Annotated in this window: 21 protein-coding genes, 2 tRNA genes and 2 pseudogenes; 16 read left to right on the top strand and 9 right to left on the bottom strand. The window is 64.8% G+C overall.

What is annotated here, in order from left to right; all coding sequences use genetic code 11:
* Positions 1-18 precede the first annotated feature (18 nt).
* The 7 genes and pseudogenes from C0617_RS04380 to serA all read right to left on the bottom strand — a co-directional run bounded on the left by C0617_RS04380 (position 19) and on the right by serA (position 5,421).
* Positions 19-297, bottom strand: coding sequence for a HigA family addiction module antitoxin (locus tag C0617_RS04380; protein WP_291315797.1), 279 nt, complete (start codon positions 295-297; stop codon positions 19-21).
* A gap of 36 nt (positions 298-333) precedes the next feature.
* Positions 334-615 (bottom strand): annotated as a pseudogene (locus C0617_RS16980) (type II toxin-antitoxin system RelE/ParE family toxin).
* Positions 616-885: 270 nt separating this feature from the next.
* Positions 886-963: transfer RNA gene (locus tag C0617_RS04370), tRNA-Glu, on the bottom strand.
* Positions 964-1,029: 66 nt separating this feature from the next.
* Positions 1,030-1,105, bottom strand: a tRNA-Lys gene (locus C0617_RS04365).
* Between the two features lie 66 nt (positions 1,106-1,171).
* Positions 1,172-2,464, bottom strand: a complete 1,293-nt coding sequence (locus C0617_RS04360; RefSeq protein WP_291315795.1) for an adenylosuccinate synthase — start codon at positions 2,462-2,464, stop codon at positions 1,172-1,174.
* 22 nt (positions 2,465-2,486) lie between these two features.
* A complete protein-coding gene (locus C0617_RS04355) occupies positions 2,487-3,773 on the bottom strand; it encodes an ATP phosphoribosyltransferase regulatory subunit (protein ID WP_291315794.1) in 1,287 nt (428 codons plus the stop codon).
* Between the two features lie 64 nt (positions 3,774-3,837).
* Positions 3,838-5,421 (bottom strand): phosphoglycerate dehydrogenase, encoded by a 1,584-nt coding sequence (serA, locus tag C0617_RS04350; RefSeq protein ID WP_291315793.1) that lies wholly within the window; start codon positions 5,419-5,421, stop codon positions 3,838-3,840.
* 743 nt (positions 5,422-6,164) lie between these two features.
* Here serA and C0617_RS04345 point away from each other — a divergent pair.
* From C0617_RS04345 to C0617_RS04315, 7 genes are all read left to right on the top strand, one after another.
* Positions 6,165-6,488 carry a cytochrome c gene (locus C0617_RS04345; RefSeq protein ID WP_291315792.1) on the top strand — a complete coding sequence of 108 codons (324 nt, stop codon included), beginning with the start codon at positions 6,165-6,167 and terminating at the stop codon, positions 6,486-6,488.
* Positions 6,489-6,516: 28 nt separating this feature from the next.
* Positions 6,517-8,133, top strand: coding sequence for a DUF3373 domain-containing protein (locus C0617_RS04340; protein WP_291315791.1), 1,617 nt, complete (start codon positions 6,517-6,519; stop codon positions 8,131-8,133).
* 157 nt (positions 8,134-8,290) lie between these two features.
* The gene (locus C0617_RS04335; RefSeq protein WP_291315790.1) at positions 8,291-9,442 is read left to right on the top strand and encodes a hypothetical protein; all 1,152 of its coding nucleotides are present in this window, start codon (positions 8,291-8,293) and stop codon (positions 9,440-9,442) included.
* A 106-nt stretch (positions 9,443-9,548) separates the two neighbouring features.
* Positions 9,549-9,866, top strand: coding sequence for a metalloregulator ArsR/SmtB family transcription factor (locus tag C0617_RS04330; RefSeq protein WP_291315789.1), 318 nt, complete (start codon positions 9,549-9,551; stop codon positions 9,864-9,866).
* Between the two features lie 53 nt (positions 9,867-9,919).
* Positions 9,920-10,876: a permease gene (locus C0617_RS04325; RefSeq protein ID WP_291315788.1), complete on the top strand. Its 957-nt coding sequence runs from the start codon at positions 9,920-9,922 to the stop codon at positions 10,874-10,876.
* A 23-nt stretch (positions 10,877-10,899) separates the two neighbouring features.
* Positions 10,900-11,130 carry a thioredoxin family protein gene (locus tag C0617_RS04320; protein ID WP_291315787.1) on the top strand — a complete coding sequence of 77 codons (231 nt, stop codon included), beginning with the start codon at positions 10,900-10,902 and terminating at the stop codon, positions 11,128-11,130.
* Between the two features lie 11 nt (positions 11,131-11,141).
* The gene (locus C0617_RS04315) at positions 11,142-11,537 is read left to right on the top strand and encodes a thioredoxin family protein (protein WP_291315786.1); all 396 of its coding nucleotides are present in this window, start codon (positions 11,142-11,144) and stop codon (positions 11,535-11,537) included.
* Between the two features lie 85 nt (positions 11,538-11,622).
* On the opposite strand, the gene C0617_RS04310 is transcribed toward C0617_RS04315, so the two are convergent.
* Positions 11,623-11,832, bottom strand: a complete 210-nt coding sequence (locus C0617_RS04310; protein ID WP_291315785.1) for a hypothetical protein — start codon at positions 11,830-11,832, stop codon at positions 11,623-11,625.
* A gap of 107 nt (positions 11,833-11,939) precedes the next feature.
* Here C0617_RS04310 and C0617_RS04305 point away from each other — a divergent pair, with 107 nt between their 5' ends.
* The 4 genes and pseudogenes from C0617_RS04305 to tatA all read left to right on the top strand — a co-directional run bounded on the left by C0617_RS04305 (position 11,940) and on the right by tatA (position 15,440).
* Complete coding sequence (locus C0617_RS04305; protein ID WP_291315784.1) at positions 11,940-12,608, top strand: cytochrome c biogenesis protein CcdA; 669 nt, start codon at positions 11,940-11,942, stop codon at positions 12,606-12,608.
* A gap of 119 nt (positions 12,609-12,727) precedes the next feature.
* Positions 12,728-13,735, top strand: coding sequence for an ArsJ-associated glyceraldehyde-3-phosphate dehydrogenase (locus C0617_RS04300; RefSeq protein WP_291315783.1), 1,008 nt, complete (start codon positions 12,728-12,730; stop codon positions 13,733-13,735).
* 183 nt (positions 13,736-13,918) lie between these two features.
* Positions 13,919-15,139, top strand: a pseudogene (arsJ, locus tag C0617_RS04290) (organoarsenical effux MFS transporter ArsJ).
* A 112-nt stretch (positions 15,140-15,251) separates the two neighbouring features.
* Positions 15,252-15,440, top strand: a complete 189-nt coding sequence (gene tatA / locus C0617_RS04285; RefSeq protein WP_291315780.1) for a twin-arginine translocase TatA/TatE family subunit — start codon at positions 15,252-15,254, stop codon at positions 15,438-15,440.
* Between the two features lie 157 nt (positions 15,441-15,597).
* Here the strand turns inward: tatA and C0617_RS04280 are convergent, their stop codons facing one another.
* Positions 15,598-16,248 (bottom strand): OmpA family protein, encoded by a 651-nt coding sequence (locus C0617_RS04280; RefSeq protein WP_291315779.1) that lies wholly within the window; start codon positions 16,246-16,248, stop codon positions 15,598-15,600.
* 197 nt (positions 16,249-16,445) lie between these two features.
* On the opposite strand from C0617_RS04280, the gene gatC reads away from it, so the two are divergent.
* The 5 genes from gatC (at position 16,446) to glnE (ending at position 24,082) form a co-directional block, all read left to right on the top strand.
* On the top strand, positions 16,446-16,733 hold the full coding sequence (gene gatC / locus C0617_RS04275) for an Asp-tRNA(Asn)/Glu-tRNA(Gln) amidotransferase subunit GatC (protein WP_291315778.1): 288 nt from the start codon (positions 16,446-16,448) through the stop codon (positions 16,731-16,733).
* Positions 16,734-16,829: 96 nt separating this feature from the next.
* Positions 16,830-18,287 (top strand): Asp-tRNA(Asn)/Glu-tRNA(Gln) amidotransferase subunit GatA, encoded by a 1,458-nt coding sequence (gatA, locus tag C0617_RS04270; RefSeq protein ID WP_291315777.1) that lies wholly within the window; start codon positions 16,830-16,832, stop codon positions 18,285-18,287.
* 75 nt (positions 18,288-18,362) lie between these two features.
* The gene (gene gatB / locus C0617_RS04265; protein ID WP_291315776.1) at positions 18,363-19,811 is read left to right on the top strand and encodes an Asp-tRNA(Asn)/Glu-tRNA(Gln) amidotransferase subunit GatB; all 1,449 of its coding nucleotides are present in this window, start codon (positions 18,363-18,365) and stop codon (positions 19,809-19,811) included.
* A 2-nt stretch (positions 19,812-19,813) separates the two neighbouring features.
* The gene (mtnA, locus tag C0617_RS04260) at positions 19,814-20,887 is read left to right on the top strand and encodes an S-methyl-5-thioribose-1-phosphate isomerase (protein ID WP_291315775.1); all 1,074 of its coding nucleotides are present in this window, start codon (positions 19,814-19,816) and stop codon (positions 20,885-20,887) included.
* Positions 20,888-24,082 (top strand): bifunctional [glutamate--ammonia ligase]-adenylyl-L-tyrosine phosphorylase/[glutamate--ammonia-ligase] adenylyltransferase, encoded by a 3,195-nt coding sequence (glnE, locus tag C0617_RS04255; RefSeq protein ID WP_291315774.1) that lies wholly within the window; start codon positions 20,888-20,890, stop codon positions 24,080-24,082.
* Positions 24,083-24,179: the final 97 nt, after the last annotated feature.

Genomic DNA, 24,179 nt, shown 5'->3' with positions numbered 1-24,179 from the left:
TGGCAAAGCAGCCAGTCCCTAGGCTGCGTCTGGGGGCGTGACCTCGCGGTCGAGTTTGCCTGCGAGTTTGGTTTCGGCCACTTCGAGGTCGTAGGCGCTTTGCAGGTTCATCCAACTCTGGGCGTCGGTGCCGAAGAAGCGGGCGGGTCGCAGGGCGGTGTCGGCGGTGACGGCGCGTTTGCCGGCGCAGATTTCATCGACCCGGCGCTGCGGCACCCCGATCGACTTGGCGAGGCGGTATCGGGTGATGTCCATCGGCTTGAGAAAATCCTCAAGCAGGATTTCGCCGGGATGCACTGGGGGAAGGTCGCGCTTTTCATGTCGGGTACTCCTTTAATGGTAATCGACGATTTCTACATCGAGAACGCTGCCGTCCTGCCAGCGGAAGCAGATGTGCCACTGGTCGTTGATGCGGATGCTCCATTGCCCGGCTCGGTCGCCGGGGAGTTGTTAGAGGAGGTTGCCGGGCGGGACGCGCAGGAAATCGAGACTGGCGGCGGCGCTGAGCTGGACCAGCTTGCGCTGGGCGATGCGTTGCATGTCCTGCGGCAGTTCTCGGGAAAACCGGCCGTGGAAAAGCTTTTCGGTCCCTTTGCAGAGGAAGTTGCGAATCATAAGGCTATAGTGTCGACATGCTGTAGTATCGTCAATCGATTGTATTGAGCGTTTTGGGGGCTGTCCCGTTCTTTGCGACTGTCCCCGGGGGGATTCGCCCACTTCTTCGCCCGCATCACGCGGGCTCATGCGTCGGCTCCCCTCCACTCGCTGCCGCGATCATCCCTGGTCGGTCTTCTGACATTCGGTCAGCGCTCGTTTCGCTTCGAATCCCCAATCGATAAAAACGAGAAGAGCCCTCCCATATGCATGGAAGGGCTCTTCTCGTTTTGGCGTCCCCAGGGGGATTCGAACCCCCGTCGCCGCCGTGAAAGGGCGGTGTCCTGGGCCAGGCTAGACGATAGGGACCTGAAACTTCAAGTACCCNACTTCAAGTACCCAGCAGGAAATGACCCTGCGCGTACAGTGTTGAAATGGTGAGCCGGGGGGGGATCGAACCCACGACCATCTGATTAAAAGTCAGATGCTCTACCAACTGAGCTACCGGCCCGTGTAGCGAAAGAAGACTTTATACTGGATTCCCGGGGGCAAGTCAACCCCCTTTTTTTCTCTTTTTTCAGGCGAAGGGGTTGACGATCTGGATGGTCTGGTCGCGGCGCGGACCGACGGAGACCAGGACGACCGGGCAGCCGGTGACCTCCTCCAGTTTCTTCAGGTAGTTGCGGGCCTGGACGGGCAACTCGTCGTAGCTGGTGGCGCCGCAGATGTCGCATTTCCAGCCCTCGACTTCTTCGTAGACCGGGTTGCATTCCCGAAGGACCTCGAAGTCCTGGGGAAAGTAGTCGAGCATCTCGCCCCGGTAGGAGTAGGCGGTGCAGATCTTGATCGTCTCGAGTTCGTTGAGCACGTCCATCTTGGTGATGGCCAGGCCGCTCATGCCGCTGGTGCGCACCCCCTCGCGCAGGGCCACGGCGTCGAACCAGCCGGTGCGGCGGGGCCGGCCGGTGGTGGAGCCGAACTCGTTGCCGGCCTTGCGGAGCCGCTCGCCCATCTCGTCATGCAGTTCGGTGGGGAAAGGGCCTTCGCCGACGCGGGTGACGTAGGCCTTGGAGATGCCGATGACCTGGTCGATGTGGCGCGGGCCGACGCCGGTGCCGGTGCAGGCCCCGCCGGCGATGGTGGAGGAGGAGGTGACGTAGGGGTAGGTGCCGTGGTCGATGTCGAGCAGGCTGCCCTGGGCGCCCTCGAAGAGGATGTTGCGGCCGGCGTCGACGCTTTCGTTGAGAAGCCGCGAGGCGCAGCCGAGGTACTGCTTGAGGGACTGGGCGTAGGCGCCGTACTCCTCGAGGATCGCCTCTTCGCTCAGGGGAGGCTCGCCGAGGAACTTTTCGAGGTAGAAGTTCTTCTCGGGGAGGACCTCGCCGAGCTTGCGGGCGAAACCCTGGGGGTTGAGCAGGTCGATGAAGCGGATGCCGCGGCGGCCGACCTTGTCCTCGTAGGTGGGGCCGATGCCTCGGCCGGTGGTGCCGATCTTGCGGTCTCCCGAGCTCTTCTCGCGGGCGATGTCGATGGCCTTGTGGTAGGGCATGATGATGTGCACGTTGCCGTCGACCACGAGCTGGCTGTCGTCCTTGAGGTAACCCTTTTTCTTGAGGTTCTCGATCTCCTGGAGGAAGACCCCCGGGTCGAGGACCACACCGTTGCCGATGACGCAGCGCTTGCCCTCGTGGAGGATGCCGGAGGTGATGAGGTGGAGGATGGTTTTCTCGTCGCCGACGACCAGGGTGTGGCCGGCGTTGTTGCCCCCCTGGTAGCGGACGACTTCGCCCGCGTACTCGGTATAGATGTCAACGACCTTGCCTTTGCCTTCGTCGCCCCACTGGGCGCCTACGATAACTACATTGGCCATGTTTTCTGTCTCCTGGCGGGGTTCAGAGGGAGAAGTTCTCGTCGAGGACCGCCTCGTAGGCGAGCCGCGTCTCGGAACCGTCGGCGAGGCGGATGATCTGGACCTCGCCGTCCTTTTCCCCGATGATCATGACAAAACGGAAGTTCATTTTCTGGGCATATGCGAGGGTGTCATCCAGGCCGCGGGGGATGATGTCCCGGGCGGCCGAGTAGCCGCGTTCGCGCAGGGCGCGGGCGAGGCGCTGAGCCTTTTCTTTCTGGGCTCCGGCCTGGAAGATCAGTATGTCGGTGCTGTGAGCCGCAACCTGGTCGAGCTGCTTGTCGAGGGCGAACAGGAGGTTGAGCAGGTTGAAGGTGAACCCGGTGGCCGGCGCGGGGTAGCCGTAGCGGGCGGTCAGGTTGTCGTAGCGGCCCCCGTGGCAGGCGGCCCGCCCCATTCCGGGAAGGAAACCCTGGAATGTGATGCCGGTGTGGTAGTCGAGGCCGCGCAGTTCGCCGAGGTCGAAGGTGACGTGTTCCTGCACCCCGTAGACCTCGAGGATTTCGAGGACCCGGACCAGGTTGTCGAGGGCGCGGCGGGAGCGGTCGTTCTTGACGACCCCGGCGGCCCGGTCGAGGACCTCGCGGCCGCCGAACAGGCGGGGCAGGGCGTGGATCTCTTCCAGGGCCCGGTCGCTCAGGGGGACCTTCTCCAGCAGGGCCTTCAGGCCGGAGCTGTCTTTGCGGGCGATGGCCGATTCCACCTCGCGGGCCAGGGGGGCGGGCAGGGGCAGGTCGGTCATCACCCCGCGAAAGAACTCCACCTGCCCGATGTCGAGGGTGAACTCGGTGGCGCCGAGGGCCTTGAAGCATTCGACTGCCATGGCGATCATTTCGGCGTCGGCCTCGGGGCCGTCGAGGCCGATCATTTCCACGCCGGACTGGAAGATTTCCCGGTCCTTGCCCGCCTGCTGCTCGGTGTGGCGCAGGACCCGGCCCGAGTAGCACAGGCGCAGGGGCAGGGGGATCTCCCGCATGCGGGTCGCCACGATCCGGGCCACCTGGGGCGTGATGTCCGGGGGGATCGCCACCAGTCGGCCGCTCTGGCGGTCGTCGAAGCGAAAGGTCTTCTCCTGAAGTCCCCCGCCCAGGCCTCTTTCGAGGGCCTGCAGGTCCTCGAGGGAGGGAGGGATGACCGGCCGGAAACCCCAGCGGGAAAAGACGTCCTGCAGGGTCCGGCTCAGGTGTTCTATTTTGGCGGCCTTGATGGGGAGGAAGTCCCTGACCCCTTTGGGGATCGCGGCCTCGGGCGTGTCGTGGTGTCGGGTCATGGCGGTTTCTAATTCTCGATAAGTTGGGGCGTCCCGGGAGCGTGAAGGGGGCTCGCCGCGCCCTTTAGAGGTGCATCTGCACCGCGGAGAGGATGTTCTCGTTGTCCCGCAGCCTGGCCAGTACCTCCTCGGGTATTTTGCTGTCGACACCGAGGAGGGAAATTGACTTGCCGTCGATCTTGTGCCGTGACAGGTTCATCATGGCGATGTTGATGCGGGCTTCGGCGAGCACCTGGCCGACCAGGCCGATGACCCCGGGCCGGTCATGGTTGTGCAGGACCAGGATGTGGCCGTGAGGAACGGTTTCGACCTGGTAGTCGTCGACGCACACGATGCGGTAGTCGTTCTCCCCGAAGAGGGTTCCGCTGACCGAGTGGTCCCCGTCGATTCCGGAAACGATGAGCCGGATCGAGTTGGCGAATCCCTCCGTGGTGCTGCTCTTGGTCTCCACAACCCGGATGCCCCTCTCTCTGGCGAGGTAGGGGGCGTTGGCGTAGTTGACCATGGCGCCGAGCATCGGCGTCAGCAGGCCCTTGAGCAGGGCGATGGTCAAGTGGCCGGTCGGGTGTTCGGTGACGCTGCCGGCGTATTCGATGGTGACCGTGTGCAGTCCCTGGGCGTGATACTGGGCCTGGAAGGAGCCGAGCCGTTCGGCAAGTTCCAGGTAAGGGCGGATCTCCGCCAGCAGGTCCTCGCTGATGGACGGCACGTTGAGAGCGTTGACCACGATCCCCTTCTGCAGGAAATCGACGATCTGGTGGGCGACCTGAACCGTCACGTTCACCTGGGCGTCCACCGTGGCGGCCCTCAGGTGGGGGGTGCAGATCACCTGCTCCATGGCCAGCAGCGGGTTGTCCCTGTCCGGCGGTTCCTTGGCGAAGACGTCGAGGGCGGCTCCGGCCACCCGCCCCTCCTCGATGGCGGAGGCCAGGGCGGGCTCGTCGATCAATCCGCCGACTGCGCAGTTGACGATGCGGCAGCCCGGCTTGACCTTCTGCAGGGTGTCCTCGGCCAGGAGGCCGGCGGTTTCCGAAGTCAGCGGGATGTGCAGGGTGATGAAGTCCGAGCGGGACAGCAGTTCGTCGAAGTCGACCTGCTCGGCGCCCATCTGCCGGGTCGTCTCCTCGGTCAGGTAGGGGTCGTAGACGATGACCCGCATCTGGTGCCCCCGGGCCCGCTCCACGACAAGGCGGCCGATCTTTCCGGCTCCGATGACCCCGAGGGTCTTCCCGGCGATCTCCCCCCCCAGGAAACGGTCCTTCTCCCAATGCCCTGCCTTGATCGACCGACTGGCCTCGGGGATCTGCCGGGCCAGGGAGAGCATCATGGCGATGGTATGTTCCGCGGTGGTGGTGGTGCTGCCGAAGGGGGTGTTCATGATCACCACCCCCTTGCGGTTGGCGGCCGCCAGGTCGATATTTTCCACCCCGATGCCGGCACGGCCCACGACGCGCAGTTTTTTGGCCGCGCGCAGGACCTCCTCGGTGACCTGGGTGCCCCCCCTGACGATCAGGGCGTCCACTTCGGGGATGGCTTCGAGGAACTGGGCGGGGGCAAGACCGGGCTGGTAGTCCAGGTCGATGCCCTCGGCGTCCTCGAAGACCCGCAGCCCCTCGGGAGAAAATTTGTCCGCAACAAGTATTTTCATGCGTAAATCCGCGTTTTTGGCGGTTTGGATGAGGTTGGCTCCACCAAAGATTGAACGTTAGCAATACCCCTGGGGGATGTCAAGGCAAAAGCCGGTCGCTTTGCCGCCCCGGCGCGGGGGGAAGCGGCTTCCTTTTTCTGGGATGGCAGGAAGGTCTGCCCTTCTGCGGCGCCCCACCCTGCCGGGCGGTGGCACGCGGCTGTTTGTGGCCTTCGGGGGGGCTTCTGGAACGAAGTGACGGCGGGAGGGAGGCCGGGGGCGCGGGAAAAGGTTGTTTTTGCTTGACTTGCAGAAGTACGAGTGTATCTTTACAGACTGAATATTAAAGGGTTTTATGGCTTCCGAAGGGCGTGGGGGGAAGGGGCTGTCGGCCCTGGAACCTGAGGTGGCGCGGGAAGTTTTTAATTTGTGTTCCGGGGAGGGCTTCCCGCGTGCAGCGTCTTTCTGTTAATACGGTCCTGAGTCATTTCACCCTTTCGGTTGGGTTATATGCCCGAAACGTGGGTTTTGTTCACCCACGTCGGAGTCTGGGCGAAACCCTTCGGGACGGTTCGCCGCGTGCCTTTTGCGGGTGATGAGGGGCGAATTTTGCGGGATGGCATGAATTGTGAAAGCTGAATATATGAAGAATATGTTTTTGCGATTGTTTTTTTGTGCTAAATTTCCGCAGCTGAAACGACGATTCACTATCATTGCGGGCGGCAAGGCCGCCACAGCCAACACCCATTTACGGAGGTAGAAAGATGAAACGTATCGCCAAAGTTATTGCTCTCCTGGCCGTTGTGGCCTTTGCGGCCACGTCCGCATTCGCGGTCGAGGGAGGGAACCCCAAAAAAGGCAAGTACCTGTACAAGAAGAACTGCAAGGTCTGCCATTCCGAGGGGGGGGAAGGGGGCAAGATGACTCCGCTGAGCAAGACCATGTCCCAGTGGGACCGCTTCTTCAAGAAAGGGCACAGGGCCAAGCCCGAGGTTTTCGAGGGCAAACCCGAGAAGGACCTGCTCGATATTCACCAGTTTCTTTATGACCATGCCGCTGACTCCGATCAGCCCCAGACCTGCGGTTAATTTCTAATCCCTTATAGGAGGCAATTTTATGCGCACAATGTTGATCGTACTGCTGGCGGCCCTGTTCGCGGCCCCCACCGTCGCGATGGCTGAGGTCACTTCCGCTGAGCTGCAGAAGCAGATCGAGGAGCTGACCGAGGAACTCGAGGACATCTCCTCCCGGCTCGATACGGCCGAGAAGCACACGGCCACCGACCGCATCAGCTTCTCCGGCGATATGCGGGTCAAGGCTGACTCTCTTCACTACCAGGACATCACCGTCGGCCAGTTCCCCTTTCTGCTCGATGACAACCCAGCGTTCGGCCTGGAGCCCGTCAACTTCAATCCTGACGGGACCATCAAGCGCGAAACGGGTGATCTCGACAACGACATCCTCTACACTACCCGCCTGCGCCTCAACATGAAGGCCAAGGTTTACAACAACGTCAACTTCTCCGGCCGCCTCTCCATGTACAAGAACTGGGGCGACTCCTCCGGTGTCAAGGTTTTCGACTCCTTCAACGGCTTCACCCAGGACGGCACCAACTCCGGCAACACCACCGGCGACTGGCTGCGCGTCGAGCGGGCCTATTTCGACTGGAAGGACATCGGCGGCAGCAACTTCTACCTCTCCATCGGCCGCCGTCCCTCCACCTACGGCCCCCACACCCAGTACCGCGAGAACGAGCTGCGCGGCGGCACCCCCACCGGCCACCTGGTGAACTTCAACTTCGACGGCATCACCGTCGGCTACAAGCTCGGCGAGCACACCGGTATCGAGGGCCAGACCGTGCGCTTCTGCTACGGCCAGGGCTACGAGTCCGAGTGGGGCAACGGCGAGCTTTTCAACCAGGTGGAGCTTGACGACACCCATCTCGGCGGCTTCAACATTGACGCCTGGAACGACGGCACCAACTTTCTGCAGTTGACCGCCTTCGCGGCCCTGGACGTGACCGACGGGTTCAAAGGGCTGGTCGCCATCCCCGACCAGTTCCTCGGATTTCCCGGACTCGACCCCGCCTTTTCCACCGTGCCCCAGGCCTTTCCCGGCTTCAACTTCGTGACCCGCATGCAGGCCCGGGAAAACATCGGCGATATCTACCTCGGCGCCATCGGTTTTGCCCGCGAGGAGATGAACGGCGTCAACTGGTTCACCTCCCTGGGATGGACCCGCACCGATCCCAGCGGCGCAGCCGGCCCCTTCGGGGGGCTCCTGAACTATCAGGAGTTTTTCAACTTCGGAGACCCCGATCAGGACGGGATCCCCAACTTCGCCCCCACGGGCAGGACGGTGAGCGTCGACGAGGAAGACGGCTGGTCCGTCTACGCCGGTATCCAGGTGCCCGCCCCCATGGGCAAACTCGGCCTGGAGTACAACTACGGCAGCCAGTACTGGATTCCCTTCACCCAGTCCCAGGACGACGTGATCGGCAGCAAGCTCGCCACCCGCGGCCATGTCGGCGAGGCCTACTACATCTTCGAGGTCAATCCCCGCATGTTCATCAAACTCGGCGGCCTGTACTACGATTACGAGTACACCGGCAGCGGCGCCCCCGTGGGCGAGCCCAAAGACATCGATGACGTGATTGCCGGCAAGGAATTCTCTCTGCTTCCGGCTGTCGACACCGCCTACGACATCAACACGTCTTTGACCATCAAGTTCTAGTCTTCGTTTCGAACTTGCGCGAGGGGGGAGGGGAGCCACGCTCCCCTCCCCCTTTTTTTATGGTTCGATCTTTGCATCTTTTCGGCGGGTCCTGTTTCGCCCCGAGCCCGGCGCCCCCCTCTTGTCGCCGTAATTTCATCGATGTTGAGTGTCGTTCATGAGAATTGCGAATCCTCCAGACCGAAAGCCTGCCGAGCTGCTGTGGTTCGCCCTTCTGGGAGTCGGCATGCTGGTCGGCCTCTTTGCCTTCAGCTATATCCTGATTAACGGCCACTCCCACGAGTTCAACGCCCCATGGAAGCCCTCCTGGGGGATTCTGATTTCCACCTACGAACTCTTTGTCCTGCTCAGCGTAGGGCTGTGCCTGGTCGGCGCGATCGGCAACCTTGCCGGGCTGCCCGGTCGTGAGGCCTATATGCCGAGGGGGGTTCAGGTGGCGGCGCTGGCCCTCTTCATGGGCGTGGGAACGGTCTCCATCGAGCTGACCCATCCCATGCGCCTCACCTTTGACAGCCTGGCTCGCCGCGAATTCGTGGCGGCTATAGAGGTCTCCGTCTGCTTTTACGGCCTCTACCTGATCTGGCTCGGCGGCGAGTACCTGGCTCTGCTGCAGCGGGCCAGGCTCTTGTCCCTCTTGCTCGCCCTGGGTGCCTGGGCGACGGCCATGGCCGCCATTTATCGCATGGATACAGGCCTCGGGCTGTTCGGGGCCGTCGATTTCTGGCATGGATCGTTTTTCCTGGTCCATTCCACCCTCTCGGCGCTGGTCCTCGGCGGCGCTCTCTACCCCCAGGTCATTCTTCTCGGTCAGTGGCTTCGCGGGGGCGAGATGTCCACTCCGGTCGAGAAGTCTCTCGAGGGGATGAGGCGCTTCCAGGTCCTGATGATTCTCCTTCTCATGGCCTATGTGCTGGTGAGCATGGCGGCCGGCTCTTTTCTGGCGTCTCCGGCGACCGCCCGGGCCACCGCCAGCCTCATGGCTGGTCCCCTGTCCGTCAATTTCTGGCTGTTTGAGCTGGGCATCGGCATGCTCCTGCCCGTCTTTCTTCTCCTCTCCCGGTCCAGGTGCAGTCCCGTTCGGGTGGGCCTTGCGGGACTTTTGGCCATTGTCGGCCAGTTCTTCATGCATTACGACCGGGTCATCGTGGCCCAGCTCGCCTCCTTGCCGGAGGGGGCGCCGACCGAGGGGCTCGGCCTGACCAGCTACCTTCCCTGTCTCCCCAAGGTCTCCGCGGTGCTTGGGGCCTTGTCTCTTTTTCTCTTTCTCTGGTCCTTTCTGGAAAAGATGCGTCCCCAGGACGCCGACTGACCCCGCCTGCGTCAAAGAGCCCGAGCGATCATTGACGCAAAAGGTTTTTCTTGACCCTCGGCCCAGTGTATGATTGTATGATTGAGTAATCATACGGGGGGGGAGCATGGACGACGACACGGCATTTCTTCGGGCCGAAATTCTCAAGGCCGTCGGGCAGGAGACGCGGTTGCGCATCCTGGAGTTGCTTCGGGGCGGAGAGCGCTGCGTCTGCGAGATCTTTCCGGCCATCGACCAGGAGCAGAGCAACGTCTCCCGGCATCTCAACCTGATGCAGAAAGGCGGCCTGCTGGATCGCCGCAAGGAAGGTCCGAAGATTTTCTATTCAGTCAGGCACCCTGAGGTTTTGGAGATACTCGACCTGGCGGAGGCCGTCCTGCGCAAGGAACTGGAGGCCGGCCGCCGGGCGCTCAGGTCCCTCTGAAACCGCCAGGCCCGGCAAACGGAACGCGATAGACAGGGAGTCATTTGCGCACCATGTTCTTTCCCTTTGAATGGATTGCCGAGTTTTTGGTGGTGCGACTGCTCGACCTCTCCACGGAGACCCGCCTGGGGGGGGCGCTGCACTTTTTCGTCTACGACACCCTGAAGATCTTCTTCCTGCTGGCGGTCATCGTCTTCGCGGTGGCCCTGGTACGCTCCTTTTTCCCTCCCGAGAAGACCAAGCGCATCCTTTCCCACCGGCGGGAGTACGTCGGCAACGGCGCGGCGGCCCTGCTCGGGGTGGTGACCCCCTTCTGCTCCTGTTCCGCCGTCCCCCTTTTCATCGGTTTCGTGGAGTCGGGGGTTCCCCTCGGCGTGACCTTCTCCTTTCTGATCAGCTCCCCGATGGTCAACGAGGTGGCCCTGATCCTGCTCTACGGCCTGTTCGGCTGGAAGATCGCCGCACTCTACCTGGGAACCGGCCTGACCGTGGCGGTCGTGGCCGGCATCGTCATCGGGCGGCTCAAGCTGGAGTCCCACGTCGAGGAGTACGTCTACCAGATGCAGGTCGGAAGCGCGGAGGTCGCTGCACCTCCCTGGCGGGAACGGTTTGCCTACGCCCGGCAGTATACCGGGGAGATCTTCGCCAAGATCTGGCTGTACGTGGTGGTCGGCATCGGGGTCGGCGGCTTCATCCACGGCTACGTGCCGGAGGATTTCCTGCTCGCCTACGCCGGCCCGGATAATCCCTTTGCCGTTCCCCTGGCCGTGGTCCTCGGGGTCCCCCTCTACAGCAACGCCGCCGGGGTGATCCCCATCGTCCACGCCCTGATGGCCAAGGGGATGAGCCTCGGGACGGTCCTGGCCTTCATGATGGCGGTGACGGCCCTGTCCCTTCCCGAGATGGTGATCCTGCGCAAGGTCCTCAAGCCGCGCCTGCTGGCGGTCTTCGTGGGCATCATGACGGTGGCCATCATCGGCGTCGGATACCTCTTCAACCTGGTCCTGTGACCCTTTCTCGCGGAGGAGATCCCATGAAAATCGAAGTGCTCGGTCCCGGCTGCAAAAACTGCAAGACTCTGTTCGAGAACGCCCGCAAGGCGGTCAGCGAGACCGGGGTGGCGGCGGAGGTCGTCAAGGTGGAGGAGATGCAGAAAATCCTCGCTTACGGTATCCTGAAGACCCCGGGGCTGGCGATCGACGGGCAGATCAAATTCAGCGGCCGGGTCGCTTCGGCCGAAGAGATCAAGACGTTTCTGGAATAGGGGGGAGAGATATGGCGTTCAAGGTATTTCCGGCGCTGCTGGTCGGGCTTCTGTTGGCGATGGGAGCCTCGGCGGAGCAGGCGCCGCGGGGTGAGGGTTCCGCGGAAACCATCAAGGCTGCTCGCGCTTCGGGGCGGCCTGCCATGGTCGATTTCGGCGCGGGAACCTGCGTTCCCTGCAAGAAGATGAAACCCATCCTGGAGCAGGCGGAAAAGGACTATGCCGGAAGGGCCGCGATCATTTTCGTGGACGTTCACGAGGAGGGGGACGTCGCCAGGCCCTACGGGATTCGCTTGATACCGACGCAGATTTTCTTCGATCCCGCCGGCAGGGAGGTGTCTCGGCACGTGGGGTTCATGGACCGGGAGGGTATCGACGGAAACCTGAAAGGGCTTCTGCCGCGCTAGGGATTGCGCCGGCCGATCGGCATCCTCGTCGTTTCGTTGCTGGGGCGGCAAGCCGGGGCAATTGCCCCGGCTTGCGATCGGGGGGCTATTCGGCCTCCCTGACTTCAATCTCGTGGATTCCCTCGAGCTCTGCGCAGTCGCGAAACACGCTCTCCACGTCCGGGGAGCCGCTGAGGGTGACCTTCTTCGCGTGGGTTTTGCAATAGGCCTCCACCTTGGCCCGTTTCGAGGGCGGGGTGGCGGCGCAGGCGCTCAGCACAAAAAGGGCTCCCAGCAGCATCACAAAGGCTTTCATGGTCGAACCTCCTTTTGGTAGGATGAAGCGGATTTTCATTTACCGGCAGTATACCGTATAACCGGCGCGTTTTTTTTGATGCGCTCAGAGATTCATCGGGAAACAACGTGGAAACTCTCCTTGCGGACCATCCTCTGCTCGCCATCGGAGCCGCCCTTGCCGGCGGCATCCTGTCCTCGGCGTCCCCCTGCGTGCTGGCCATCGTCCCCCTGGTGGTCGGGTTCGTCGGCGGGTACGCGGACGGGGACCGCAGGAAGGCCTGGAGCTATTCGGCGGCCTTCGTTCTCGGCCTGTCTGCCACCTTCACCGCTTTCGGGGCGGCGGCCGCTTACCTCGGCACCCTCTTCGGCGACATCGGCCGGTTCTGGCCCCTGGCGGTCGCCGGCCTGGCGGTCCTCATGGGTTTGAGCCTGATGGGGCTTTTCACGGTGCGACTTCCTTTCCCTGAGGGTCTGAAAACCTCGCGAAAGGGGCTGCTGGGCGCCCTGATCATGGGATTGCTCTTCGGCCTGGCCTCCTCTCCCTGCGCCACGCCGGTTCTGGTGGTGTTGCTGGCTTTTGTCGCCGGCGGCGGCGACGTGCTCTACGGGACCCTGCTCCTGTTCGCCTACGCCCTCGGCCACAGCGTCCTCCTTCTGGTGGCCGGGGCCAGCGCCGGCCTGGTGGAGGCTTTTGCCAAGAACCGGGGGTTGAGCGGCTTCTCTGTCTGGAGCAGGCGACTGAGCGGCGCGGCCATCGCCCTCGGGGGAGTCTACCTCTTCTACCAGCGATGGTAGGGACGGACATGTTCCCCGCCGCAGGAAAGGGTGGCAATAGGAGTCTGGAACCAGGAGCGAGGAGCGAGACCGGCCTTCCGGCGGGGAGGGCCAAGCGGAGAAAAAGGGGAGTGACGAGGATGGGCATACGCGTAGGCATCAACGGTTTCGGCCGCATGGGGCGCCTCGCCCTGAGGGCCGCCTGGGACTGGCCGGAGCTTGACATCGTTCACGTCAACGAGGTCAAGGGCGGCCCGGAGGCCGCCGCCCACCTGGTCGAGTTCGACTCGGTGCACGGCCGCTGGGCGCGGCAGGTGGCAGCGGCGGAGAAGAGCATCGTCATCGACGGCGTGGAGGTCGGCTTCTCCGGGCACCCTACGCCCGGGGAGGTCCCCTGGGCCGAGGCCGGGGTCGACATCGTCATCGAGGCCTCGGGCAGGTTCCGCACCCCGGAGCTGCTGCAGCCCTATTTCGACCGGGGGGTGAGAAAGGTCATCGTCGCCGCTCCCGTGAAAGAAGGCGCCCTGAACGTCGTGGTGGGGGTCAACGACGGCCTCTACGACCCCGCCAGGCACCACCTGCTCACCGCCGCCTCCTGCACCACCAACTGCCTGGCCCCGGTGGTCAAGGTGCTGCAGGAGAAGATCGGCATCGCCCGCGGGGCGTTCACCACCATCCACGACATGACCAACACCCAGATCCTCGTCGATGCGCCGCACAAGGACCTGCGCCGGGCCCGGGCCGCGAGCCTCTCCCTGATCCCCACGACCACCGGCTCGGCCACCGCCATCGCCCTCATCTACCCCGAACTCAAGGGAAAGCTCAACGGCCACGCGGTGCGCGTCCCCCTGCTCAACGCCTCGCTCACCGACGCGGTTTTCGAGATGACGCGGCCGGTCACCGCCGAGGAGGTCAACGGCCTGTTCCGCGAGGCGGCCGGCACCTCTCTCGAGGGGATCCTCGGCATCGAGGAGCGGCCCCTGGTTTCGGTCGACTTCAAGAGCGACCCGCGCTCGGCGATCGTCGATGCCCTCTCCACCATGGTCGTGGACGGCACCCAGCTCAAGGTGCTGGTCTGGTACGACAACGAGATGGGCTACGTTCACCGGATGATGGAGCTGTGCCGGAAAGTCGCGCTGGCTCTTTGAATGGCCTGGGTGGCCGCAGAGACGCGCAAGGGCGCAGCGGCAGCTGTAAGGTGTAGGCTGTAAGCTTGAGGTCGGGGGCTGGTTCCCCCTCTGCGTCTTGGCATCTCTGCGTTGAAGAGGGCCTTGCCCGGGGCCACTCTTTCCCCCATTTCGAAAAGTAAAGGTTTCAGGACCCAGCCCGCCATGACCGACCTGCGCAACTACGCCCTCGTTACCGGGGCCTACTGGGGCTTCACCCTCACCGACGGCGCCCTGCGCATGCTGGTGCTGCTCCATTTTCACGAACTCGGCTACGCGCCGGCCCAGATCGCCCTCCTCTTCCTGCTCTACTAGTTCTTCGGCGTGGTCACCAACCTGGTCGGGGGGTGGGTCGGCTCCCGCATGGGGCTGAAGATCACTCTCTTTGCCGGGCTCGCCCTGCAGGTCGCCGCCCTCTGCCTGCTCGCCCAGCTCGATCCCGGCTGGTCGGTTCTCGCTTCCGTGGCCTGGGTGATGGGGGCCCAGGCCCTTTCCGGGATCGCCAAGGACCTGACCAAGATGAGCTCCAAGAGCGCCATCAAGCTCCTGGTCCCCGGGGAGGCCCAGGGCGCCCTCTTCAAGTGGGTGGCGGTCCTGACCGGCTCCAAGAACGCCCTCAAGGGGGCCGGTTTCTTCCTCGGCGGGGTGCTGCTGGTCTGGTTCGGCTTTCGGGCGGCGCTGCTGGCCATGGCGGCGGTCCTGGCCCTGGTGCTGGTCCTTTCGGTCCTCTCTTTTCCGAAGGGGATGGGCAGGACGGGGGGCAAGGTCAAGTTCTCCCGCATCCTCTCCAAGAGCCGCGACATCAACCTTCTCTCGGCGGCCCGCCTCTTTCTGTTCGGTTCCCGGGACGTGTGGTTCGCGGTCGGCCTGCCGGTCTATCTCTCGGCCGGTCTCGGCTGGAGCCATCCCCAGGTCGGCGGATTCCTGGCCCTGTGGGTGATCGGCTACGGAGGGGTGCAGTCCCTGGCCCCGGTCCTGCTTCGTCGCGGCCTGGCCGGAGGCACGCCCCGGGGCGGCACGGCGAGCCTCGGGGCCTTTGCCCTGGCGGGCCTCACCGCGCTGATCGCCCTCGGCGTCGGGGCGGGGCTCTCGCCGCGGCTGACGGTGGTCGCCGGGCTGGCGCTGTTCGGTTTGGTCTTCGCCGTCAACTCCGCGGTCCATTCCTACCTGGTTCTGGTCTACACCGACAGCGAAACGGTATCCCTCGACGTCGGCTTCTACTATATGGCCAACGCCGCCGGGCGCCTGGTCGGCACCCTCCTGTCGGGCCTGGTGTTCCAGGCGGCCGGCTTGGTCGGCTGTCTCTGGGTGTCGGTGTTCTTCGTGCTGATCGCCGGTGCCCTGTCGCTGCGGCTGCCTCGGGGGAGCAGGGCGGAGGCCCGATAGGGTCCGGCTGGATCTGCTGCGGGCTGTTTTGCCGCCGGCTCGGCTTCAGGTTGAGGTTTTTTCCAAAAAAGAGTATAAAATAGAATAAATTCGCACACAGGAGACATCGCCCATGTTCGGTCTTGGCACTCAGGAACTGATTATCATCCTCGTTTTGGTCCTCATCATCTTCGGAGCCGGCAAGCTTCCCCAGGTCGGCGGCGCCCTCGGCAAGGGGCTGCGCAATTTCAAGCAGGGAGTGAAGGAGGCCGAAGGGGAGCAAGAGGACGACAAGCATCTGGAGGACAAGAAGGAGGAGTAGGCCTGCCTCCTTCCTTTTTCCGAGCTCGCGCATCGCGCGGGCTTTTTTTTCGCCCGCATTCATTCACCCGGGCAGACTCCCCCCGTGAAACCAGAGAGGCCCTCCCCGGCGTTTGCCGGGGAGGGCCTCTCTGGTTCTTGTCGATGCCGGTGGAAGATTACTGCTGGGGGGTGATGGTGATCGCTACCCGCCGGTTGAGCTGGCGGCCGTACTCGCTGCCGTTGTCGGCGATCGGCTTGCTTTCGCCAAAACCGATGGTGGTCATGCGCGCAGGGTTGACCCCCTGGCCGACGAGGGTGTTCTTCACGGTCATGGCGCGGCGCTCGGAGAGCTGCTGGTTGAACTGCTCCGAGCCGCTGCTGTCGGTGTGCCCGGCGACCAAAATGGTGGTCTGGGGGTACTGGTTGAGCACCTGGGCGACACGGTGCATCTCGTCGTAGGAGCCCGGCTTCAGGGACGAGGAGCCGACGTCGAACAGCACGTCGGACTTGAAGGTCACGGCCAGCAGGTTGGCGTTGCGCTGGATGTTGGCGCCCTCCATCCCGGCGACGGCCTGGCGCATGGAGGCTTCCTGCTGGTCCATGTACCTGCCGATCGAGCCTCCGGCGATACCGCCGAGGCCGGCCCCCACGCCCGCGCCGATCAGGGTCGCCTCGGTGTCGCCGCCGATGAGCTGGCCGAGCCCGGCCCCGACCGCGGCGCCGGTGCCGGCCCCGATGGCGGCGCCCTGCTGGGCCTTGGTCGGCGCCTGGGCGCAACCCGCAACGATGAGAGATGCCAGGGCGACGCAGGTCAAGAGTCTTTTCATGGTTGTCTCCTTGGGTGAGGATGGGTGCTCCGCAGCGGGCGATGTTTTTAATATTCTTACATGCCTGCAGGAATTCGCAACCTTTCGCCTGCGCTCCCCGTGTCTCGTCTTATGGCTTGATATCCCGGCCGTCTCCGTGCTAATTTGCCCTTTTCAGAATCGACGGTAAAGGCATCACCGGATGGAGGTTTTTCCCGATGAAGATCACCCGCGAACAGGTGGAGCATGTCGCGCGCCTGGCCAGGCTCGCCCTGAAGCCCGAGGAGATAGGGGCCCTGACCGGCCAGATGGACGCCATCCTCGGCTACGTGGAGAAGCTCAACGAGCTCGACACCGAGGGCATCCTGCCCACCGCCCATGCCGTGCCGATGGAGAACGCCTTTCGCGAGGATGCGGTGCGACCCTCCATCGGCCTGGAGAAGGCCCTGCGCAACGCCCCCGAGCCTGACCCGGCCGGTTTCCGGGTTCCCAAGGTCATTGAATAAAACAGGATCGAGGTGCAAGGTCCAAGGGTGAAGGTTCCCCCCCTTTTATCTTTTGACCTTTATCCTTTTTCCTTACGCACTTGCTCTGGAGAAACCATGGAATTGACCGAACTGACCCTTCGCGAGCTGCAGCGGATGCTCGCCGACAAGAAGGTCTCCTCCGCCGAGCTGACCCGGGCGTTTCTGGCCCGGATCGCCGAGGCCGACGCCCGGGTGAACGCCTACGTCACCGTGTGCGAGGATCAGGCGCTGGCCGCCGCCGCCGAAGCCGACCGGCGCATCGCCGCCGGCGAGGCCGGCCCCCTGACCGGCATCCCCGTGGCCCTCAAGGACATTTTCAACACCGAGGGGGTCCGCACGACCTGCGCGTCCAAAATCCTCGACAACTACGTCGCCCCCTACGACGCCACCGCCTGGGCCCGGCTCAAGCAGAGCGGCGCCGTCCTGCTCGGCAAGCTCAACATGGACGAGTTCGCCATGGGCTCCTCCAACGAGAACAGCGCCTATGGCCCGACCCGCAACCCCTGGAACCCGGAGACCGTCCCCGGCGGCTCCTCTGGCGGCAGCGCGGCCTGCGTGGCCGCCCGAATGGCGGCGGCGGCCCTCGGTACCGATACCGGCGGCTCCATCCGCCAGCCCGCCTCCCACTGCGGGGTGGTCGGTCTCAAGCCGACCTACGGCCGGGTCTCCCGCTACGGGGTCATCGCCTATGCCTCTTCCCTCGACCAGGTCGGGCCGGTGGCCCGCGACGTGGAGGACTGCGCCGCCATGCTTCAGGCGGTGGCCGGTCACGATCCCGCCGACTCCACCTCCGTCGACACCCCGGTCCCCGACTACCTGGAATCTCTCCGGGAGGGGGTCAAGGGACTTCGGATCGGCCAGCCGAAAGAATACTTCATCGAGGGCCTCGACCCCGACGTCAAGGCCGCCGTGGAGGGGGCCATCGCCGTTTACCGGAGCCTGGGGGCGGAGTTCGTCGAGGTCAGCCTGCCCCATACCGACTACGCCGTGGCCTGCTACTACCTCATCGCCACCGCCGAGGCCTCGAGCAACCTCGCCCGCTACGACGGGGTGCGCTACGGGGAGCGGGTCGACGAGGGCGGCGGACTCATCGACATGTACAACCGCAGCCGGGCCGCCGGCTTCGGCGACGAGGTCAAGCGGCGCATCATGCTCGGCACCTACGCCCTCTCCTCCGGCTACTACGACGCCTACTACCTCAAGGCCCAGAAGGTGCGCACCCTGGTCCGTCAGGACTTCCTCGATGCCTTCGCCAAGGTCGACGTGCTGCTCACCCCGGTGGCGCCCACCCCCGCCTTCAACATCGGCGAGAAGACCGGTGACCCCCTGCAGATGTACCTCTCGGACATCTTCACCATTCCCGTCAATCTGGCGGGCACCTGCGGCATGAGCCTGCCCTGCGGCCTCTCCGCCGGCGGGCTTCCGGTCGGTTTGCAGCTGGTCGGCAAGCCTTTCGGAGAGGCGGACATCCTGCGCGCCGGGCACGCCTTCGAGCAGGCGACCGTGTGGCACGAGAAAAAGGCGGACATCTAGGAAGCCGGGAGCCAGGAGAGTCTTTTTGACTCCGGCTTCTGGATACCGGCTTCTGGCTACCAACGAGGTTTTTCCATGAATTCCAAATACGAAGTCGTCATCGGCCTGGAGGTCCACGTCCAGCTCACCACCGCCACCAAGATCTTCTGCGGCTGCTCCACGGCCTTCGGCGGCGAACCGAACAGCCAGACCTGCCCGGTCTGCCTCGGCCTGCCCGGCGCCCTGCCGGTGCTCAATGAGAAGGTCGTCGAATACGCCATCCGCACCGGCCTGGCCACGGGCTGCGCCATCGCCCCCCGCTCCATCTTCGCCCGCAAGAACTACTTCTACCCCGACCTGCCCAAGGGCTACCAGATCTCCCAGTTCGAGCTTCCGATCTGCGAGCACGGCCGCCTGGATATCGAGACGGAGAAGGGCGGGGCCAAGACCGTCGGCATCACCCGCATCCACATGGAGGAGGACGCCGGCAAGCTGGTCCACGGCGACTCCCCGGATACGGCGGGGCACTCTTTCGCCGACCTCAACCGGGCCTGCACCCCCCTGCTGGAGATCGTCTCCGAGCCGGACATGCGCTCGGCCGACGAGGCCATCGCCTACCTCAAGAAGCTGCACCAGATCGTCGTCTACCTCGGGGTCTGCGACGGCAGCATGGAGCAGGGCTCCTTCCGCTGCGACGCCAACGTCTCGATCCGCCCCTGGAATCAGAAGGAGCTCGGCACCCGGGCCGAACTGAAGAACATCAACTCCTTCCGTTTCATCAAGCAGGCAATCGAGTACGAGGTCGAGCGCCAGGCCGAGATCCTCGACGAGGGGGGCCGGGTGATCCAGGAGACCCGCCTCTTCGACAGCAGCAACGGCACCACCCGCTCCATGCGCGGCAAGGAGGAGGCTCACGACTATCGCTATTTCCCCGATCCCGACCTGGTGCCCCTCGTGGTCTCCGAGGAGTGGATCGAGAGGGTGCGGGGCGAGTTGCCCGAGCTGCCCGAAGCCAAGCTCGAGCGCTTTGTCCGGGAGTACGGACTTCCCCGCTACGACGCCGAGGTGCTCTGCGCCGACCGGGCGGTGGCCGATTACTTCGACGCCGTCGTGGAGCGCCACGCCAACCCCAAGGCCTGCGCCAACTGGGTGATGGGCGAGGTCAAGCGGCGGCTCAACGAAGAGGCGATCGCCATCTCCTCCGCTCCGGTGAGCGCGCCCCTGCTCGCCGGCCTGCTCGCCCGCATTGACGACAACACCATCTCCGGCAAGATCGCCAAGACGGTCTTCGAGGAGATGTGGAAGAGCGGCGAAGAGGCCGACGCGATCATCGAGGAAAAGGGGCTCAAGCAGGTCACCGACACCGGCGCCATCGAGACGATCGTCGATGCGGTGATCGCCGCCAACCCGTCCCAGGTCGAGCAGTTCCGGGGCGGCAAGGAAAAGCTGATCGGCTTCTTCGTCGGTCAGGTGATGAAGGAGAGCCGGGGCAAGGCCAATCCGGGGACCGTCAACGAACTGCTGATGAAGAAGCTCAAGGGGTAACCATGACAGCGACCTGCAATTCTTCCGCAAGAGAGTTCTCGCCGATCGAATACAGCGACGGCGTGCTGCGCATGATCGACCAGCGCCTCCTCCCCGGCGAGGAGGTGTGGCTCGAGTACACCGATTTTCGCGCCGTGGCCGAGGCGATCCGCACCATGGTGGTGCGCGGCGCTACCGCTATCGGCGTGGCCGCGGCCTACGGCGCCTGGTTCGGGGCGCGGGACATCGAAGCAGAGGACTTCGCCGGCTTCTGGACGAAGTTCGAGGAGGTCTGCGACCTGCTGGCCGCCACCCGGCCGACGGCGGTCAACCTCTTCTGGGCCCTGGAGCGGGTCAAGTCCTTTGTCCGGGCCAACGACAACCAGTCGGTGGTCAACCTGAAGATCGGTCTCGAATACGAGGCCATCGCCATTGCCGCTGAGGATATCCGGACCAACCGGGCCATGGGCAAAAACGGCGCGCCTCTTCTCCCTGACGGAGCCCGGGTCCTGACCCACTGCAACGCCGGGGCCCTCGCCACCGGCGGCTACGGCACCGCCCTCGGGGTGATCCGCGCCGCGGTGGCGGCGGGCAAGAAGATCGCCGTGATCGCCGACGAGACCCGCCCCTGGCCCCAGGGGGCCCGGTTGACCGCCTGGGAGCTCCAGCGCGACGGGATTCCCGTGACCCTCATCTGCGACAACATGGCCGGCTACCTCATGAGCCGGGGAGAGATCGACTGCTGCATCGTCGGCGCCGACCGCATCGCCGCCAACGGCGACGTGGCCAACAAGATCGGCACCTATACCGTGGCGGTCCTGGCAAAAGAGCACGGCATCCCCTTCTACGTCGCCGCGCCCCTCTCCACGATCGATATGTCCCTGCCCGACGGCTCCCATATCCCCATCGAGGAGCGCGGCGCCGCTGAGGTCACCCACAGCGGCGACAGGCAGCTCGCTCCCGAGGGGATCGCGGTGCGCAATCCCGCCTTCGACATCACCCCGGCCCGCCTGGTGACCGCCATCGTCACCGAGCAGGGGGTGGCCAAGGGGGACCTGGCCGCCGGCCTTCGGGCCCTTGCAGGCCAGGGACGCTAGATGGGCGCGGCAGCCCCCGCCCGGAGGATTGCCGATGCCTGCGTCGCGGGCGACGAGGCCGCCCTGGCCGCTCTCGCCGAAGAGCTCGGCTTCGCCGAGCCGAACAAAACGGCCACCAACCTCCTGCTGCTCCACGGCAAGCTGCCGGACTGCGGGGTCCTGGCCGGTACGGCCCTGGATGCCCTGGCGGCCGCCGACCCTGACATGGCCCTCAACAATCTGGAGCGGCTCTGCGACGCGCTGCCGACTCCGCCCCTCGCCGCCGTTCTGGAAAGCCCCCGGAACCGCGGCCCCCTTCTGTCCGTTCTGGGCGCCTCTCCCTTCTTGACCGGCCTGCTCTGCCGCGATCCCGACGCATTCCGGGCCCTCTTTGACGGGGGCCAGCTCTACCTGCCGAAGGACGAGGCGCAGATGGCCGCCGAGCTGCGCGAAGCCGCCGCAGAGTCAGCCTCCTTCGAGGAGCTTCAGGTTGTCCTGCGGCGCTTCAAGCGCCGGGAGGTTCTGCGTATCGGCAGCCGGGACCTGTGCGGCCTGGCACCGATGGAGGAGGTCACCGCCGAGCTTTCCGCTCTCGCCGGGGCCTGCCTGCACCGCGCCTGTGAGGTCTGCGGGGCTATGCTGCGCGCCGAGTACGGCGCTCCGATGATCGAGGACGCCGACGGGGCGGAGCTCGAAGAGGCCGAGTTCACCGTGCTCGGCATGGGCAAGCTCGGCGGCCGCGAACTCAACTTCTCCTCCGACATCGATCTCATCTATTTCTACTCCTCCGAGCGGGGCCAGACCGCGGGGCTGTCCGATGCCCGGGGGGGGCGCAGGAACAGCATCGCGCTCCACCAGTACTTCTGCAAGCTCTCCGAGCTGGTCTCCAAGGCGGTCGGCCAGGTCACCGAGGACGGCTTCGTCTTCCGGGTCGACCTGCGGCTGCGCCCCGAGGGGGAGCGCGGGGAGATGGCCAACTCCCTGCGCAGCGCCGAGATCTACTACGAGAGCTGGGGCCAGAGCTGGGAGCGGGCGGCATTGATCAAGGCCCGTCCGGTGGCCGGCTCGATCGAGGTCGGGGAGAGGCTGCTGAAAAATCTCGAACCCTTTGTCTACCGCAGGTACCTCGACTACGGCATGCTCGAGGACATGAAGGTGATGAAGGGAAAGATCGACCGCAGCCTGACCCGGGAGCGGGAGGGCGAGCGCAACCTCAAGCTCGGCCGCGGCGGGATCCGGGAGGTCGAGTTTTTCATCCAGGCCCTGCAGATCATTTTCGCCGGCAAGAACCCCCTCCTGCGCGAGCGCAATTCCCTGCGCGCCCTCGACCTGCTGCTGGGCGAGGGGTTGATCGGGGAGGATAAGCACCGCACCCTGCGCGAGGCCTACATCTTTCTGCGCAACACCGAGCATCGCATCCAGATGGAGCAGGAGCGGCAGACCCACAACCTGCCCGCCCGGCCCGAGGAGATGAAGACGCTGGCCCGGCGCTGCGGCTTTGCCGATGCGGCGTCCTTCCAGGAGGCCCTCGAGGCTCATCGCGGCGGCGTCCAGGAGGTATTCCGCGACCTCTTCTTTACCGACGAGGAGCAGACCCGCGAGCAGGTGCGCCCCGAGGTCGCCTACCTCTTCGACCCCGCCGCCGATCCCGACCAGGTCAAGGATCTGCTGGAGGAGAAGGGGTTCGGGAACCCCGATGGGGCCTACGAGAGCCTCCAGCTTCTGCGTGACCCCCAGACCCACCTGACCCGGCGGGGGCGGCGCCACCTGGAGCGCATCGCCCCCCTGCTGATCCAGGAGGTGCTCGACTCCCCCGAGCCCGACATGGCCCTGGCCAACCTGGAGCGCTTCCTCGGCGCGGTGCGGGCCCGGGCCTCCTTCTTCGCCCTGCTCGGCGAGAACCGGGAGATCATCAAGGTTCTCGTCTCCCTCTTCGGCACCAGCCAGTTCCTCTCCCGGATCTTTATCCAGCACCCGGAGATCCTCGACGCCCTCGTCTCGCGCGCCTACGCCCTCCACCACAAGGAGCGCCGGGAGATGGAGCAGACCCTGCAGGAGATGCTGGAGATGGCCGGCGATTACGAGGAGAGCCTCGAGGCCCTGCGCCGATATCGCAACGAGGAGTTCCTGCGCATCGCCATGGGAGACATCCTCGGTCACATGGCCCAGGGGGCGGGGGCCCGCCAGCTCTCCAACCTTGCCGACGTCTGCCTGCATGCGGCCTGGCAGATCGCCCGGGCGGAGCTCGTCCCCCGCTTCGGACTGCCCTTTTGCGGAGACGGCGAGGAGGGGCACGAGGCCGCCTTCGCCATCGTCGCCCTGGGCAAGCTTGGCGGCCGGGAGCTCAACTACCACTCGGATCTGGACATCATCTTCGTCCACGAAGGGGAAGGGGAAACCCGCCCCGTGGCAGGGGCCGACCCGGAGCGCTTCCGGCCCCAGTCCAACCAGGAGTACTTCTCCCGGCTGGCCCAGCGCATCATTTCCGTCCTCACCCTCATGACCCGGGAGGGCACCGTCTATCAGATCGACACCCGCCTGCGCCCCTCGGGCAACCAGGGCCCTCTCGTGACCAGCCTTCCGGCCTACGAAAGCTACCACCGCTCCTCGGCCCAGCTCTGGGAGCGGCAGGCCCTGGTCAAGGCCCGGGTGGTGGCGGGCCCGGCTGCCTTCGCCCGGAGCATCGCCGAGCTCAATTGCAGCATCGTCTACGAGAGCCCCCTGCCCGAGGGCCTCGCCGAGGAAATCCGCCGCCTGCGCCAGCGCATGGAGACGGAGATCGCCCGCGAGGATCGGGACCGGTTCAACATCAAGACCGGCCGCGGGGGGATCGTGGACGTGGAGTTCCTGGCCCAGTACCTTCAGCTGCTCCATGGCGGCCGCCGCTCGGCGGTGCGGGGGACCAACACCCTGCAGGCCCTCAAGGCCCTGCGGGTCGTGGGGATTCTCGACGAGGCCGATCTCCAGGTCCTGGAGGGGGGCTACAAGTTCCTGCGCCGTCTCGAGAACAAGCTGCGCCTGGTCCACGATCAATCGATCAGCGAACTTTCCGGCGAGCGCCGCTACCTGGTCAAGCTGGCCCGCAGGCTCGATTACCCCGAGGCGCCGGTTCGGCCCGACCAGGCCTTCCTCGCGGACTACCGTCGGGTCACCGAGCAGATCAGGGCGGTCTTCGACCGCTTCCTCCCCCCGTCCTCTCCCGGAGAGAAGACGTAGCTTTCCCCTCCGGCATTCCTTTTCCGCGCCGTCCTCTCTGCCGAAACCTTCAATGCGCTCCTGCCGCTGCAACGGGAAACAGTTCCCGGCAGGGCGG

Source organism: Desulfuromonas sp., from assembly GCF_002868845.1.
Taxonomy (GTDB): Bacteria; Desulfobacterota; Desulfuromonadia; order Desulfuromonadales; family BM501; genus BM501.
Note: the sequence above shows the minus strand (reverse complement) of the source record. Positions and strands in the feature narration are given on the sequence as shown.

What these genes read in the sequence shown, in the direction of transcription:
- C0617_RS04360 (WP_291315795.1), bottom strand. Translation starts at nt 2,464, where the DNA reads ATGGCCAATGTAGTTATCGTAGGCGCCCAGTGGGGCGACGAAGGCAAA.
- C0617_RS04355 (WP_291315794.1), bottom strand. Translation starts at nt 3,773, where the DNA reads ATGACCCGACACCACGACACGCCCGAGGCCGCGATCCCCAAAGGGGTC.
- serA (WP_291315793.1), bottom strand. Translation starts at nt 5,421, where the DNA reads ATGAAAATACTTGTTGCGGACAAATTTTCTCCCGAGGGGCTGCGGGTC.
- C0617_RS04345 (WP_291315792.1), top strand. Translation starts at nt 6,165, where the DNA reads ATGAAACGTATCGCCAAAGTTATTGCTCTCCTGGCCGTTGTGGCCTTT.
- C0617_RS04340 (WP_291315791.1), top strand. Translation starts at nt 6,517, where the DNA reads ATGCGCACAATGTTGATCGTACTGCTGGCGGCCCTGTTCGCGGCCCCC.
- C0617_RS04335 (WP_291315790.1), top strand. Translation starts at nt 8,291, where the DNA reads ATGAGAATTGCGAATCCTCCAGACCGAAAGCCTGCCGAGCTGCTGTGG.
- C0617_RS04330 (WP_291315789.1), top strand. Translation starts at nt 9,549, where the DNA reads ATGGACGACGACACGGCATTTCTTCGGGCCGAAATTCTCAAGGCCGTC.
- C0617_RS04325 (WP_291315788.1), top strand. Translation starts at nt 9,920, where the DNA reads ATGTTCTTTCCCTTTGAATGGATTGCCGAGTTTTTGGTGGTGCGACTG.
- C0617_RS04320 (WP_291315787.1), top strand. Translation starts at nt 10,900, where the DNA reads ATGAAAATCGAAGTGCTCGGTCCCGGCTGCAAAAACTGCAAGACTCTG.
- C0617_RS04315 (WP_291315786.1), top strand. Translation starts at nt 11,142, where the DNA reads ATGGCGTTCAAGGTATTTCCGGCGCTGCTGGTCGGGCTTCTGTTGGCG.
- C0617_RS04310 (WP_291315785.1), bottom strand. Translation starts at nt 11,832, where the DNA reads ATGAAAGCCTTTGTGATGCTGCTGGGAGCCCTTTTTGTGCTGAGCGCC.
- C0617_RS04300 (WP_291315783.1), top strand. Translation starts at nt 12,728, where the DNA reads ATGGGCATACGCGTAGGCATCAACGGTTTCGGCCGCATGGGGCGCCTC.
- tatA (WP_291315780.1), top strand. Translation starts at nt 15,252, where the DNA reads ATGTTCGGTCTTGGCACTCAGGAACTGATTATCATCCTCGTTTTGGTC.
- C0617_RS04280 (WP_291315779.1), bottom strand. Translation starts at nt 16,248, where the DNA reads ATGAAAAGACTCTTGACCTGCGTCGCCCTGGCATCTCTCATCGTTGCG.
- gatC (WP_291315778.1), top strand. Translation starts at nt 16,446, where the DNA reads ATGAAGATCACCCGCGAACAGGTGGAGCATGTCGCGCGCCTGGCCAGG.
- gatA (WP_291315777.1), top strand. Translation starts at nt 16,830, where the DNA reads ATGGAATTGACCGAACTGACCCTTCGCGAGCTGCAGCGGATGCTCGCC.
- gatB (WP_291315776.1), top strand. Translation starts at nt 18,363, where the DNA reads ATGAATTCCAAATACGAAGTCGTCATCGGCCTGGAGGTCCACGTCCAG.
- mtnA (WP_291315775.1), top strand. Translation starts at nt 19,814, where the DNA reads ATGACAGCGACCTGCAATTCTTCCGCAAGAGAGTTCTCGCCGATCGAA.
- glnE (WP_291315774.1), top strand. Translation starts at nt 20,888, where the DNA reads ATGGGCGCGGCAGCCCCCGCCCGGAGGATTGCCGATGCCTGCGTCGCG.